The sequence below is a fragment of the Mycobacterium xenopi genome (genome assembly GCF_009936235.1).
Lineage (GTDB): Bacteria > Actinomycetota > Actinomycetes > Mycobacteriales > Mycobacteriaceae > Mycobacterium > Mycobacterium xenopi.
The window spans coordinates 1,712,941-1,725,367 of record NZ_AP022314.1 but is presented as its reverse complement, the minus strand read 5'-3'; the positions used below and the strand labels follow the sequence as shown (position 1 = coordinate 1,725,367).

Here is a 12,427-nt window from a genome sequence, read left to right as displayed (position 1 = left end):
GAGGGAAATGGCGACACGCCCGCGTCGCGGCAGTTCAGACGGCAACTGCCGGTAGATTCGATTCCACCGGCCCACAGCTCGGGACTGCGTCAGCAGCATTGATCTTGATGGAGGTGCCCGCAGTGGCTAAGCAAGCGACCGCCGACAAGCGTCAGCGACGCGAACGCGGATCCATCAATCCCGACGACATCATCACAGGCGCGTTCGAGCTCGCCGAGCAGGTGTCGATAGACAACCTGAGCATGCCGCTGCTCGGAAAGCATCTGGGCGTCGGCGTCACAAGCATCTACTGGTACTTTCGCAAGAAGGACGACCTGCTCAACGCGATGACCGACCGCGCGCTGCGCAGATACGTGTTCGCCACCCCGTATGTCGAGGCCAGCGACTGGCGGGAGACTTTGCGAAACCATGCCCGCTCGATGCGCAAAACGTTCATCGGTAACCCGATATTGTGCGATCTGATTCTGATCCGCTCCGCGCTGAGTCCTAAAGCGGCGCGGCTGGGGGTTCAGGAGATCGAAAAGGCAATCGCTGGCCTGGTCGAGGCGGGCTTGTCGCCCGACGAAGCGTTCGACACCTACTCCGCGGTGTCGGTGCATGTGCGGGGATCGGTGGTGTTGCATCGGCTGCACCAAAAGAATCAGGAGGCTGAGAACGGTTCGGCACGCACCATCGAGGACGCCATGGTCATCGACCCGGAAACAACGCCGCTGCTTGCTCAAATGACCGCCAAGGGCCACCACCTCGGCGCCGCCGACGAGACCAATTTCGAATACGGTCTGGAATGCATCCTCGACCACGCGGCCCGGCTAATGGAGAACCGTTCGAAACAGCGGCCGCGCCAACGGAAGACAGCAAAGTCATCCCCCGCGCGGGCGCGCAAACCGGCGGCGCCGCGAGGGCGGACCAAGGCGTCTCGGTAACACGCACCTATGGTTCCGGCACGTGGAAGTGTTCGTCGCGCAGCCGGAACGCCTCCTTGGTGCCGTATTGGGCTCGCGCCTTGACGAAATTGAATTCGCCCGGCGCAAACTGCAAGTTGGTCCCGAAGGCGTGGAACAAATAGCTGGCGACTTCCTCGCCCTGGTAAGCCTGTGTTTGTTCGACCAGCCGGAAGGCCTCCTTGGCGATGACGATGCCGTCGGCCGGCATTTTCGCGGCCTTCTCCGCCCAGTAGCGGGCACGCGCGGTGACGACGCCGGGATCGCATGTGTCGGTGAAGATTCCCAAATGCTCGATGGTGCCGGCCTCGATGATGTCACCGGTCAGCAGCAGACGCCGAGCCAAAACCGGTCCCAACCGATGGAAAAACATATGCAAGCTGCCGAGCGCCGGGCCGAGGAAGCGTGTCGCAGGCATTCCGATCTTGGTATCGCGTGCGATCACGGAAATGTCGGTCATCAGCGCCATCTCGAAACCGCCCCCCAGGGCATAGCCGCTGATCTCCCCGACCGTGATTTTCGGGAAGCCCATGAAATTGTGGTAGAAGCCAAATGACCTGCGGTCCACCGAAAGCCGACGTCGTTGACTGGGACGGCTTTTTGCTGACTTGGCGCTGCCGGCGCCATACCAGCCGTAAGCGTTGTTCATGTCGGCGCCGGCGCTGAACACGCCGCCCGCTCCGCGTAACAGCACCACCGTGATGTCGTCGTCTTGGGCGATGCGATCGAGGTACCGCGCGATCCCGTCACGCATGGCAGCGTCGTAGGAGTTGCGTTGCTTGGGGTTGTTCAATGTGATGGTCGCGATCCGCTTGTCGGCATCGATGTCGAAAAGGACACGATCGTCCGAGGTGCCCGATGCGGTCATCTACCGGACTCCTTCCTGCTCCCGGGTCGCCCGTTGTACTGGAGGCCGAAGTCCAAGCCGGTGTTGCCGATCAGCTTGGCCTCGATGGTCTTGTCGGTGCCGAAGGCAAGCGTGTTGCGGCGTGCGGCGGCGAGGTGATCCTGCGCTACCCGCACCGCTCGCGCGGCATTGCCGTCACAAATAGCGTCGAGCAACCGCTGATGGTCGCGCAGCGCCGCCCGGCGGGTGTTGCGCCCCATCGGCGCGGGGTGGCCCTCGCCGTTCCAGACCGAAGACTCATGGGCAGACCAGATCAGCTCCAGCGAGCCGATCAGCAAGATCATTGCCTCGTTGCCACAGCGCGATACCAGCGTTTCATGGAACCGCCGCGCATTGGGTACATACCGTGCCACGTCGTCGAATTGCTCTACCTGAGCGTCGATTTCAGCCTGGAGATAGGGCACCACTTCGGTCATCCGGTCTGCGCGGGCAGCGCACATTCCCGCGCAAATCGGCTCGAGGTGCATCAGCGCCTCACTGACGTCGGCGGGCGTCGCCGACCGCGTCTGCAGCACCATGCTGATCATGTGGGCGGTGCGCTCGGCGGATGGCAGATGGACTACCGCTCCGCCGACGTTGCCCCGGCGCACCGAGATCAGTCCGTCGGTCTCCAGAATGTGGATCGCCTCCCGCACGGCCGGGGGACTCACACCGAACTCTGCGAACAGGCTTTCCTGCGACGGCAAGACGTCGCCTTCCCTGAGGCGTCCCGACAAGATGTCGTCCCGCAGCCGCGCCGCGACGATTTCTGCCACCCGTGGTTGACGAATGCGATGCCCCACCATGTCAAGTCGTCTCGGGTCGTCGCCGGCCGAATCGGTGTCCGGTCAGCTTGTCAGGCGGCAATGCCAACGTGTTGCTCTCCCCGATGGCCAGCACCTCGCCCTCGTGCAGCAGCCGGGCCGTCGATTGGATGCCCCGGTCGATTTCGTTGCGCACGATGTCGAAATGCAACTCGGTGAGGATCGGCGTCGGCCGGCGAAACGTCAGCTGCAGCGAACGGGTCTTGCCCGAGAGATTGGCGGCGCAGTTGTGATGTTGGATCACGCAGTCGAAAAAGACACCCAGAAACCCGCCGTGGACTAACCCCGGCGGACCCTCGTACACCAACGGGAAGGTGACCCGGCCGCGAGCCGTTTCGGCGCCGAGGTGGTCGAAAAGGTACTCCGGAAAGCACGGGTTGAAGGATCCGATGTCAGCCGAGTGATCGAGATACACCCGGCGCACGCCGTCGTCGTCCGGACCGATTCGCGGCGAGCTATCCGGAGGGGCCGCTGCGGCCAGCTCACGCTCCCATTCGGCGAACTTCGTGAGCATGGCCTCAACGGTGGGATGGGGATGTTCGAGCGCAAGCAGCAGCGAGGCCAGGCGCCGAATCGCCGCGGCGGCGGCAACGGTCTGCGACAACGGTCGCTCGCCGAAGGCCATGGATCCTCTTTCCCAACGGCTAGCTGTTCCGCCGCCAGCCTTTCCTTGCTAACTTATACAGCGTAGCAATCGTAGCTGCTACTGTATGGCTAACGGTAGAGGCTGGGAGGAGGGCGGGATCAACGGTGAGCGAAAACGCCCACTCCGCGGCAGCCGACGGCTCGGTGACAGCGCACCGGGATGGTGACATCTTGCGGCTCACACTCGACCGCCCTGGCCAGCGTAATTCGTTGAGCCATAACATGGTTGAGTCGTTCATCGGCCTATTGACCGAGGCGGCGACCGACGATTCGCTTCGCGCGGTTCACATCACCGGCGCCGGAAGCGACTTTTGCGCGGGCGCCGACTGGGTAGCTGCCAACAGCGACGCTCAGCAGCGTCCCCGCGCCGGGGCCCTGGTGCGCCGAATCCCGCACCTGGCACATCGGCTGATCGAATTGGTCTACACCATCCAGTTGCCGGTGGTGTGCAGCGTGCGGGGCTGGGCCGCCGGTCTCGGGTGCAATCTGGCCCTGGCCGCCGACTTCACCCTGGCTACTACCGACACCACGTTCTGGGAGCCGTTCGTGGCGCGCGGTTTTAGCCCGGATTCGGGCGCCAGCTGGCTGCTGCCTCGGCTAGTGGGCCTGACCCGGGCCAAGGAAATGCTGTTGCTGGGCGAAAAAGTCAGCGCAACCCATGCCGCGGACTGGGGATTGATCTACCGGACGGTCAATCCTTCGGAGCTCGACTCCTTAACCGAAGATGTGTTGTCACGACTGGCGTCCGGGCCCACAGTCGCGATCGGTCTGACCAAGCAGGCCATCTACTACGGCCAGCATGCGACGTTGAGCCAATCCATGACACAAGAGTTGTTCAATCTGGAATTGTCCTGCCGCACCGCCGACTTCAAGGAAGGCTTGGCCGCTTTCAGGGAAAATCGCCCGCCTCGGTTTCGTGGCCGGTGACCTGTGCCAGCTGACGAAGGAAACCGCATGTCGTTCGACACCATCAAATATGACGTCGACGGACACACTGCGACGATCACACTGAACCGCCCCGACGCGCTCAACGCGCTCAGTCCGCACATGATCCGCGAGCTGCGGGCAGCCTATGACACGGCAGAAAACGACGACCGGGTATGGCTGCTTATCGTCACCGGCACCGGCCGAGCGTTTTGCACCGGCGCTGACGTCAAGGAGATCCCGGGTGACGGCAGGGTGATCTACGAGCGCCCCTACTTGTCCACCTATGAGCAGTGGGAGGCACCGCAGGAGGGCACCCCGCCGTTTCGGCGGATGGCCAAGCCGGTCTTGGCCGCCATCAATGGCCTGTGTTGCGGCGCCGGGCTGGATTGGGTCACCACCGGTGACATCGTCATCGCGTCCGAGAAGGCGACGTTCTTCGATCCACACGTCAGCATCGGTCTGGTGGCCGGGCGCGAGGTGGTGCGCCTGGCACGGGTGCTGCCTCGTTCGGTCGCATTGCGGATGGCTTTGATGGGCAAGCATGAACGAATGGGCGCGCAGCGCGCCTACGAGCTAGGACTAGTAAGCGAGATCGTCGAGCATGACCGGCTTTTGGAACGGGCCCATGAAATCGCCGACACCGTCAACTCCAATGCGCCGCTGGCGGTGCGGGGCACCCGGCTGGCGATCCTCAAGGGCCTGGATCTGCCGCTGCACGAGGCCGAAAATCTCGCCGAAACGTTCCGGGAACGCGTGCTGCGCACCGACGATGCGCAGGAGGGCCCCAAGGCTTTTGTCGAAAAACGACCACCGAATTGGCAATGCCGATGAGCTTTAAGACCATCTTGCTCGACGTCGACGCGACCGACCGCGTCGCGACGATCACGTTGAGCCGTCCGGACCAGCTCAACGCTTTCAATCGCACGATGTGTGACGAGATGCGCGAGGCTTGGCGCCTCGTCAAGCACGACGACTCGGTAAACGCGGTCGTGCTGCGTGCCGCCGGTACTCGGGCATTCAGCGCCGGGCTCGACATCAAAACACCGTATGGTCAACCAGAAAATATCTGGAACCATGAGGATCCCGGTGAAGCGCTGAGCCCTAAGTGGCAGAAGATGTGGAAACCGGTAGTGTGCGCGGTGCAGGGGATGTGCACCGCTGGCGCGTTCTACTTCCTCAACGAGTCTGATGTGGTCATCTGCTCTGCGGATGCGAGGTTTTTCGACTCACATGTCTCGGCCGGTCTCGTGTGTGCGTTGGAGCCGATTGGGTTGATGCGCCGCGTCGGGTTGGGAGAGACGCTGCGAATAGCGCTAATGGGAAACGATGAACGCGTCAGCGCCGAGACCGCATTGCGGATCGGCCTGGTGTCGGAAGTGGTGCCGGCCGAACGGTTATGGCATCGCGCCCATGAGATCGCAGCCACGATCGCCGCGAAACCGCCGTCGGCGACCCAAGGCACGGTCAAGGCGATTTGGGAGTCGCTGGACAAGCCGTACCGGGCGGCATTGGAGCAGGGCTTGATCTACACACGGTTGGGTAATCCGATTGGCACGGCCGAATTGGCTGCCCGCGGCCAAGCTCCGGTGGCCGAACCGAGGGTCCGCTGATGGCGCACATGCTGAGTCGACGCATCACTGATGTGCTGAACCTGCAGCCCGACGCGCAAGCCATCGAATACCGCGGCCACTGGCTGTCCTGGGGCCAGATCAGCAGCATGGCGACCAAGATCGGTGAGCTGGTGACGATGCACACCGGCAGCGCGCACCCGGGAGTCGGAATGCTGCTGCGCAACCGGCCAGCGCAAGTCGCCGCGTTTCTGGGGGTGTTACAGGTAGGCGGCTGCGTCGTCGTGCTCAACCCTTCCCGTTGCACCGAACGCACTGCAGCCGAGATCGGCAGGCTCGAGCTGCCGATGATCATCGGCCAGTCCGACGACGTAGCCGCCCTCGCGCCCACAGATATCACTGCGGTCTCGGTCGCGGCCCTGGAGGCGGAGCCAGTGGTGAGGGTGGGTAAATCCCAGGGTGTTGTCAGCCGGCCCGGTGTCGCTGTCTGGATGTTGACCAGTGGAACAACCGGACCACCCAAACGGGTCGACGTCACTTACGACATGCTGGCGCGCAGCGTGATGGGCCGTGAACCCGAGCGGTGCTCAGCGCCCACCGAAATCCGGCGCGGCGTGGCGATCGTCAATTCCCCATTGGTGCATATTGGCGGCGTGTTCCGGGTGTTGCAGTGCATCGCCGAGGCGAGACCTTTTGTGCTGCTGGAGAAATTCGAACTCGCACCATGGGCCGAGGCAGTACGCAAGCACCGGCCCCGAACCGTGTCGCTGGTGCCGACGGCGTTACGGATGGTGTTGCACTCGGATCTACATCGTGAGGACCTGGCAAGTATCCGCGCCGTGACCTCCGGCACCGCGCCGCTGTCGGCCGAAGATGCTGATGCCTTCACCGAGAAATTCGGTATCCCCGTGCTGACCTCCTATGCCGCAACCGAATTCGGTGGCGGCGTGGCCGGCTGGACGCTGGCCGATTACCACAGGTACTGGCATACCAAACGAGGCAGTGTAGGGCGTGCCAGTCTGGGAACTCAGCTGCGCGTGGTCGACGGCGACGGCACGGTGCTCGGACCTAACGAAGTCGGATTGCTGGAGGTCAAACCCGGACAACTCGGCCCGTCTTCGGAGTGGATGCGCACCGCCGACATGGCGCGCATTGACGAAGACGGCTTCCTGTGGATCCTGGGACGCGCCGATCAGGCGATCATCCGTGGCGGCTTCAAGGTGATGCCCGACGATGTGCGCACAGCGCTGGAGAGCCATCCGGCGGTGGCGGGCGCTGCCGTCGTCGGCAGGCGCGACGAGCGCCTTGGCGAGACACCGGTCGCCATGGTCGAACTGCGCGAACCCGGGTCGGCGGGTGTCGGGCAATTAATGGACTTCCTGCGAGACAGGCTGGCGCGCTATGAAGTTCCCACTGAGATCGCGATCGTCGACGCGATCCCAAGAACACCATCGGGCAAGCCCGACTTGACCGAGATCCGGCGGTTCTTCAGTGAGGCCGTTCCGGCCGTGCACCGTGAACATGTCCACTGAGTCGCTGACGGTTCCGCAAGTCCTGCGAGAGCAAGCCCGCTCGCGCGCCGGTCACCCGCTATTGGTCTGCGATAGCGAACGCATCAGTTACCACGAGGCCGATGTCCGGTCGGCCCAACTGGCCCGGGGGCTGATCGCGTTGGGTGCCGGCAAAGGCACCCATGTGGGGCTGCTCTATCCCAACGGTGCGGCGTTCGTCGTCGGCATGCTCGCGGCGGCGCGCATCGGCGCGGTCGTCGTCCCGTTCACGACGCTTGCCACTGCGCGTGAAATGCACGAGATGTTGATCGACAGCGACGTCGAGATGCTGTTGGCCGCTGCGGCATATCGCTCACACGACTACCTGCGGCAGCTTGGCGAAATTTTGGTGGACTGCGACCTGGCCTCAGAGCATCGGTTGTTCAGCGCTGCTGCGCCGCACTTGCGCCACGTCGCGGTGGACCACGGCTCTGGGACCGGGTGCGGCGTGCGCGACATCGGCCGGGTTTACCGCCTCGCTGATCGGGTCGACGAAGCGCTGCTGAGCGCCGTGGAAGACGATGTCGATGGCTCGGATGTGCTGGCCATCGTTTATACGTCTGGCACCACTGGCGCTCCCAAGGGGGTTGTGCACACACACGCTGCGCTGCTCGGCCACCAGCGAAACCTCAACGAGATCCGCGGTCTGAGTGCCGAGGACAAGCTGTTCTGCAATTCGCCGTTTTTCTGGATCGGCGGATTCGCCTTCGCCCTCCTTGCGACACTTCTTGCCGGCTCGACACTAGTGTGCTCCAACGCCGTCGACCCGGGCCAAACACTGGACCTGCTGGAAGCCGAAAAACCAACCATCGCCAACGGTTTTGCTGCCGGGATCACGCATTTGGTGCACCATCCCAGTTTCGGTGCTCGTGATCTGTCGTCGATACGGCGGGGCAATCTGTATCCGATCATGGACGCTGATGTCCGTCCGGCCGACCCGGAGTTGCGGCACAACATGCTCGGGTTGACCGAGTCCGGCAGCGTCGTGCTGGTCAGCGGCGAGGAAACCGACCTGCCCGAACACCGGCGCGGTTCGTTCGGAAAGCCGGCACCCGGATTCGACGCCAAGATCATCGATCCCTACACCGGCGAGCCCGTCGAGACCGGCGAAGTCGGCGAGTTGTGCATCCGCGGGCCCTACCTGATGCAGCGCTACTACAAGCGCAGCCGCGAAGAGTGTTTCGATGCCGATGGCTGGTTCCACACCGGCGACCTGGTGCGTGCCGACCACGATGGGTTCTTTTATTTCGTTGGCCGACGCGACTCGATGATCAAGACGGCAGGAGCGAACGTCTCCCCGGCCGAGGTAGAAAAAGCGATCGCCCGGGTCACCGGCGGTGTGGTGGCGCATGTGATCGGGCTGCCCGATGCCGAGCGCGGGCAGGTCGTCGCCGCCGTGATCGCCCTGGAGGATGGCGCTGTGTTCGACGAAGAGGTCACGCGCGAACAGCTCAGCAGTGAACTGTCGTCATACAAGATTCCGCGGCGGTTTGCCACCATGCGGGCTGCCGATATTCCCCTGGTTTCCAGCGGCAAGGTCGACCTACAGCGGCTGAAGCAGGTGTTCGATGCCTGAGTCCACCATCGACCACGTGGTGCAGTCTCGCGCCGCCCGGCACCCCACGAAGCCGATGGTGATCGACCCAGTGAGGCGGCTCAGCTACAGCGAACTTGACTCTTCGACAAGGGTTCTGGCCGCTACCTTGGTCGGAGCGGGCGTCGGCAAGGGCGCTCGGGTCGGCTTGATCATGGCCAACGGTGTCCGCTGGGTGCAGATTGCGATCGCGGTCACTCGCATCGGGGCGGTGTTGGTTCCGCTGAGCACGCTGCTGCCGCCGCGAGAACTGCTGGCGCAGTTGCGGGTCGCCGCCGTGCAGTTTTTGGTGACCGTCGAAGAGTTCCGGGGACACCGCTATGTCGACGATCTTCGGGCGGCGTTGGGCTTGCCACTGGGGGCCGGGGAATTGCTGGGGCATCCGGCGCTTCCTGCGCTGCGTCGGGTCTGGACAGCCGACCGGTTGACAGAAATTGCTGCCGAGGCCGCTCCCGCCAGCATCATCGATCCGCTGACCCGAACCGTCACGGGCAGCGACCTTTTCGCCATCGTCTTCACCTCCGGCAGCAGCGGGCCGCCGAAAGGGGTACTGCACTCACACGCCAGCGCACTGGGCGCAGTGCAGTCAGGCTTGGCCAGCCGCTGCATCGATGCCCAGACCCGCTTGTATCTGCCGCTGCCGTTCTTTTGGGTAGGCGGGCTCGGTGGTGGAGTGCTCTCGGCACTGCTGGCCGGCGCCACTTTGGTCACCGAGGCAATTCCGCGACCGGATACCACTTTGCGACTGCTGGAACGCGAACGGGTCACCTTGTTCCGCGGCTGGCCCGAGCAAGCCGAGGCGCTAGCTCGCCATCCGAGCGCTTCGCAGTTCGATCTTTCAGTCTTGCGGCCGGGCAGCCTGGATGCGCTGCTGCCGCCCGGGCGGCGCGCGGCGCCGGGCGCCAGGGCTAACTTGTTTGGTATGACGGAGTCGTTCGGTCCGTACTGCGGCTACCCCGCCGACACCGATATGCCGCGGTCTGCCTGGGGTAGCTGCGGTAAACCGTTTCCCGGCATGGAGGTACGCATCGCCGACCCCGACACCGGACGCCCGCTGCCGGTCGGAACCGTTGGGGTGATCCAGATTCGGGGACCGCACACCCTGCGCGGCATATGCCGCCGCAGTCGCGAAGAGGTCTTCACCGCGGAGGGTTTCTATCCCACCGGCGACCTCGGTCGTCTCGACCGGGATGGTTTCCTCTTCTATCACGGCAGAGTCGACGACATGTTCAAAGTCAGTGGGGCCAACGTCTATCCCGCCGAAGTCGAGCAGGCGCTGAAGACTGTGGAGGGTGTCGACAACGCTTTCGTCACCAATGTTGTTGGCGCACAAGGTAACCAGGTGGGCGCGGCGGTGGTGTGCGAGACCGCGACCATGACGGCTGACCAGCTGCGGGAAGCTGCTCGCCGACTGCTCAGCACCTTCAAGGTGCCCACCGTGTGGTTGCTGGTGGACTCCGATGACGACATCCCGCGTGGGCCAACCGGGAAAGTGGATCATCACCGGTTACGTGAGACTCTTGCTAGCCTGGGTTCGGCTGCGCGGCCGTGAACAGCGATACTATGGCCCACGGTCAGCTCGGTGAACGCCGCGACCTCTTCGAATCCCGGCGGATCGCTTCGTCGACCACGCCACGCTCGACGAGATGCTCGATCAACGGAATGGCCCCCGCCGCGAGGTGCTCCGACATCGCTTTGCGGGCGAGCCTGTCGTCGCGTTTTTCCAGTGCGGCCAGCACCCGGCGGTGGTGCTTTATCGACTGTTGGGGCCAACCGACGATGGTTGGAAACACCGACTCCGGTGCATAGCGAGTGATCTGCGACATCAACTGGGCAAGCTTGGGTGAGTCGGCGGCAAGATTGATTGCCCGGTGGAATTCATGATTGAGGCGGACCGCTCGTTCATCGTCGCTGCGCGCGTAGGCAGCTTCCAGCTGAGCCTGAATGTCCTTGAGGTTGCCCAGTTGGTCGTCTTTGATGTTGATCGCGGCCCGCGCAGCCAGTTCACCACCCACATGGGCTTGGACATTCGCGACATCGGTAAGGTCTTGACTCGTCACCGGCAACACGACAAAGCCGCGGCGCGGCTGCTGAGCCAACAGACCCTCGGCGCGCAGCTCGAAGAGCGCCTCACGCACCGGCGTCACACTGATGCCCAACTCCGCTGCCAGCTGGTCGAGACGAACGTACTCGCCAGCGACATAGGTGCCGTCGAAAATCCGGTTACGGACATAGCGGGCCACATCTTCGGAGAGCTGGGGCCGTGCGGCGAAATCGGGAGTAGTCATTGGTCAGATTCGGTACTCGGCGAGCAGTCGCCTGCTGATGATTGACTTTTGGATCTCACTGGTTCCCTCGCCGATGAGCAAAAACGGCGCGTCGCGCATCAGCCGCTCGATCTCGTACTCCTTGGAGTATCCGTAGCCCCCGTGGATTCGGAAACTCTGCTGGGTGATCTCGCTGCACAATTCACTGGCCAGGTATTTGGCCATTCCCGCGGCCATGTCGTTGCGCTCACCCGAATCCTTCAACCGGGCCGCATTGACCATCATCAGGTGCGCCGCTTCCACTTTCGTTGCCATCTCGGCCAACTGGAAGGCGATGGCCTGATGCTCGGCAATAGGCTTGCCGAATGTATGCCGCTGCTGCGCATACCGCACAGCGAGTTCGAAAGCCCGGATGCCCACACCACAGGCCCGTGCCGCAACGTTGACCCGCCCGACTTCGATGCCATCCATCATGTGGTAGAAGCCTCGCCCAGGCGTGCCGCCGAGGATGTCGTTGCCACTGACCACGTATCCGTCGAAGATCAGCTCGGTGGTGTCGATGCCCTTGTACCCGAGTTTGTCGATCTTGCCTGGGATCAACAGACCCGGTGCTACTTCGCCAAACCCGGTTGGCTTTTCGATCAGGAATGCTGTCAAGTTGCGGTGTGGGGCATCCGCGCCTTCGTCGGTCCGCACCAGAACGGCGACCAGTGTCGAACTGGCACCATTGGTGAGCCACATCTTCTGCCCATCGATGGTGTAGCTGCCGTCGTCATTGCGCGCCGCCCTGGTTCGTATCGCCGCCACGTCGGATCCCAACTCCGGCTCGGACATCGAAAATGCACCGCGCACTTCGCCAGTCGCCATGCGGGGCAGCAGACGCCGTTTCTGCTCCTCGGTTCCATGCTGGCGCACCATGTAGGCGACGATGAAATGGGTATTGATCACACCGGAGATGCTCATCCATCCGCGCGCCAGTTCCTCGACACATAACGCATAGGTCAACAGCGACTCGCCCAACCCCCCATACTCCTCAGGAATCATCAGGCCGAAAAGGCCCATGTCACGCATGTGGTCGACGATGGCCTGCGGGTAGGTGTCACTGTGCTCGAGCTCCTGCGCTGCGGGAATGACTTCCTTGTCGACGAATTCGCGTACGGTGGCGATGATCTCGGTCTGAAATTCGGTAAGTCCGAGCGTCTGCGCCAGTCTGGTCATGCTGATA

The 12,427-nt window shown here is 63.3% G+C and carries 12 protein-coding genes; 7 read left to right on the top strand and 5 right to left on the bottom strand.

What is annotated here, in order from left to right; translation table 11 throughout:
- Positions 1-107: 107 nt before the first annotated feature.
- The gene (locus MYXE_RS08135; protein ID WP_085195463.1) at positions 108-923 is read left to right on the top strand and encodes a TetR/AcrR family transcriptional regulator; all 816 of its coding nucleotides are present in this window, start codon (positions 108-110) and stop codon (positions 921-923) included.
- 7 nt (positions 924-930) lie between these two features.
- On the opposite strand, the gene MYXE_RS08130 is transcribed toward MYXE_RS08135, so the two are convergent.
- Genes MYXE_RS08130 through MYXE_RS08120 form a run of 3 tightly spaced genes read right to left on the bottom strand, consistent with a single transcriptional unit; the run spans position 931 to position 3,276 of the window.
- Entirely contained in the window at positions 931-1,809 is an 879-nt protein-coding gene (locus MYXE_RS08130; RefSeq protein ID WP_003920920.1) for an enoyl-CoA hydratase/isomerase family protein, read from the bottom strand.
- Complete coding sequence (locus MYXE_RS08125) at positions 1,806-2,633, bottom strand: FadR/GntR family transcriptional regulator (protein ID WP_081485335.1); 828 nt, start codon at positions 2,631-2,633, stop codon at positions 1,806-1,808. Before MYXE_RS08125 ends, MYXE_RS08130 begins: the two co-directional genes overlap by 4 nt.
- A 1-nt stretch (position 2,634) precedes the next feature.
- On the bottom strand, positions 2,635-3,276 hold the full coding sequence (locus MYXE_RS08120) for a hotdog family protein (RefSeq protein WP_003920918.1): 642 nt from the start codon (positions 3,274-3,276) through the stop codon (positions 2,635-2,637).
- A 125-nt stretch (positions 3,277-3,401) separates the two neighbouring features.
- Here MYXE_RS08120 and MYXE_RS08115 point away from each other — a divergent pair, with 125 nt between their 5' ends.
- The 6 genes from MYXE_RS08115 to MYXE_RS08090 are packed head-to-tail and all read left to right on the top strand — an operon-like array spanning position 3,402 to position 10,487.
- Complete coding sequence (locus MYXE_RS08115) at positions 3,402-4,223, top strand: enoyl-CoA hydratase/isomerase family protein (RefSeq protein WP_003920917.1); 822 nt, start codon at positions 3,402-3,404, stop codon at positions 4,221-4,223.
- Between the two features lie 27 nt (positions 4,224-4,250).
- Complete coding sequence (locus tag MYXE_RS08110) at positions 4,251-5,054, top strand: enoyl-CoA hydratase/isomerase family protein (RefSeq protein ID WP_003920916.1); 804 nt, start codon at positions 4,251-4,253, stop codon at positions 5,052-5,054.
- Positions 5,045-5,833 carry an enoyl-CoA hydratase/isomerase family protein gene (locus MYXE_RS08105; protein WP_085195461.1) on the top strand — a complete coding sequence of 263 codons (789 nt, stop codon included), beginning with the start codon at positions 5,045-5,047 and terminating at the stop codon, positions 5,831-5,833. Before MYXE_RS08110 ends, MYXE_RS08105 begins: the two co-directional genes overlap by 10 nt.
- The gene (locus tag MYXE_RS08100; RefSeq protein ID WP_085195459.1) at positions 5,833-7,323 is read left to right on the top strand and encodes a class I adenylate-forming enzyme family protein; all 1,491 of its coding nucleotides are present in this window, start codon (positions 5,833-5,835) and stop codon (positions 7,321-7,323) included. The genes MYXE_RS08105 and MYXE_RS08100 overlap by 1 nt, the downstream gene beginning before the upstream one ends.
- Complete coding sequence (locus MYXE_RS08095) at positions 7,313-8,917, top strand: class I adenylate-forming enzyme family protein (protein WP_039890160.1); 1,605 nt, start codon at positions 7,313-7,315, stop codon at positions 8,915-8,917. Before MYXE_RS08100 ends, MYXE_RS08095 begins: the two co-directional genes overlap by 11 nt.
- The gene (locus MYXE_RS08090) at positions 8,910-10,487 is read left to right on the top strand and encodes a class I adenylate-forming enzyme family protein (protein WP_085195457.1); all 1,578 of its coding nucleotides are present in this window, start codon (positions 8,910-8,912) and stop codon (positions 10,485-10,487) included. Before MYXE_RS08095 ends, MYXE_RS08090 begins: the two co-directional genes overlap by 8 nt.
- Before the next feature lie 22 nt (positions 10,488-10,509).
- Here MYXE_RS08090 and MYXE_RS08085 read toward each other — a convergent pair whose 3' ends face one another.
- Together MYXE_RS08085 and MYXE_RS08080 are read right to left on the bottom strand one after the other, a co-directional pair.
- A complete protein-coding gene (locus MYXE_RS08085) occupies positions 10,510-11,223 on the bottom strand; it encodes a GntR family transcriptional regulator (RefSeq protein WP_003920911.1) in 714 nt (237 codons plus the stop codon).
- Positions 11,224-11,226: 3 nt separating this feature from the next.
- Entirely contained in the window at positions 11,227-12,420 is a 1,194-nt protein-coding gene (locus MYXE_RS08080; RefSeq protein WP_085195455.1) for an acyl-CoA dehydrogenase family protein, read from the bottom strand.
- Positions 12,421-12,427: the final 7 nt, after the last annotated feature.

What these genes read in the sequence shown, in the direction of transcription:
- MYXE_RS08135 (WP_085195463.1), top strand. Translation starts at nt 108, where the DNA reads ATGGAGGTGCCCGCAGTGGCTAAGCAAGCGACCGCCGACAAGCGTCAG.
- MYXE_RS08130 (WP_003920920.1), bottom strand. Translation starts at nt 1,809, where the DNA reads ATGACCGCATCGGGCACCTCGGACGATCGTGTCCTTTTCGACATCGAT.
- MYXE_RS08125 (WP_081485335.1), bottom strand. Translation starts at nt 2,633, where the DNA reads ATGGTGGGGCATCGCATTCGTCAACCACGGGTGGCAGAAATCGTCGCG.
- MYXE_RS08120 (WP_003920918.1), bottom strand. Translation starts at nt 3,276, where the DNA reads ATGGCCTTCGGCGAGCGACCGTTGTCGCAGACCGTTGCCGCCGCCGCG.
- MYXE_RS08110 (WP_003920916.1), top strand. Translation starts at nt 4,251, where the DNA reads ATGTCGTTCGACACCATCAAATATGACGTCGACGGACACACTGCGACG.
- MYXE_RS08105 (WP_085195461.1), top strand. Translation starts at nt 5,045, where the DNA reads ATGCCGATGAGCTTTAAGACCATCTTGCTCGACGTCGACGCGACCGAC.
- MYXE_RS08100 (WP_085195459.1), top strand. Translation starts at nt 5,833, where the DNA reads ATGGCGCACATGCTGAGTCGACGCATCACTGATGTGCTGAACCTGCAG.
- MYXE_RS08095 (WP_039890160.1), top strand. Translation starts at nt 7,313, where the DNA reads ATGTCCACTGAGTCGCTGACGGTTCCGCAAGTCCTGCGAGAGCAAGCC.
- MYXE_RS08090 (WP_085195457.1), top strand. Translation starts at nt 8,910, where the DNA reads ATGCCTGAGTCCACCATCGACCACGTGGTGCAGTCTCGCGCCGCCCGG.
- MYXE_RS08085 (WP_003920911.1), bottom strand. Translation starts at nt 11,223, where the DNA reads ATGACTACTCCCGATTTCGCCGCACGGCCCCAGCTCTCCGAAGATGTG.
- MYXE_RS08080 (WP_085195455.1), bottom strand. Translation starts at nt 12,420, where the DNA reads ATGACCAGACTGGCGCAGACGCTCGGACTTACCGAATTTCAGACCGAG.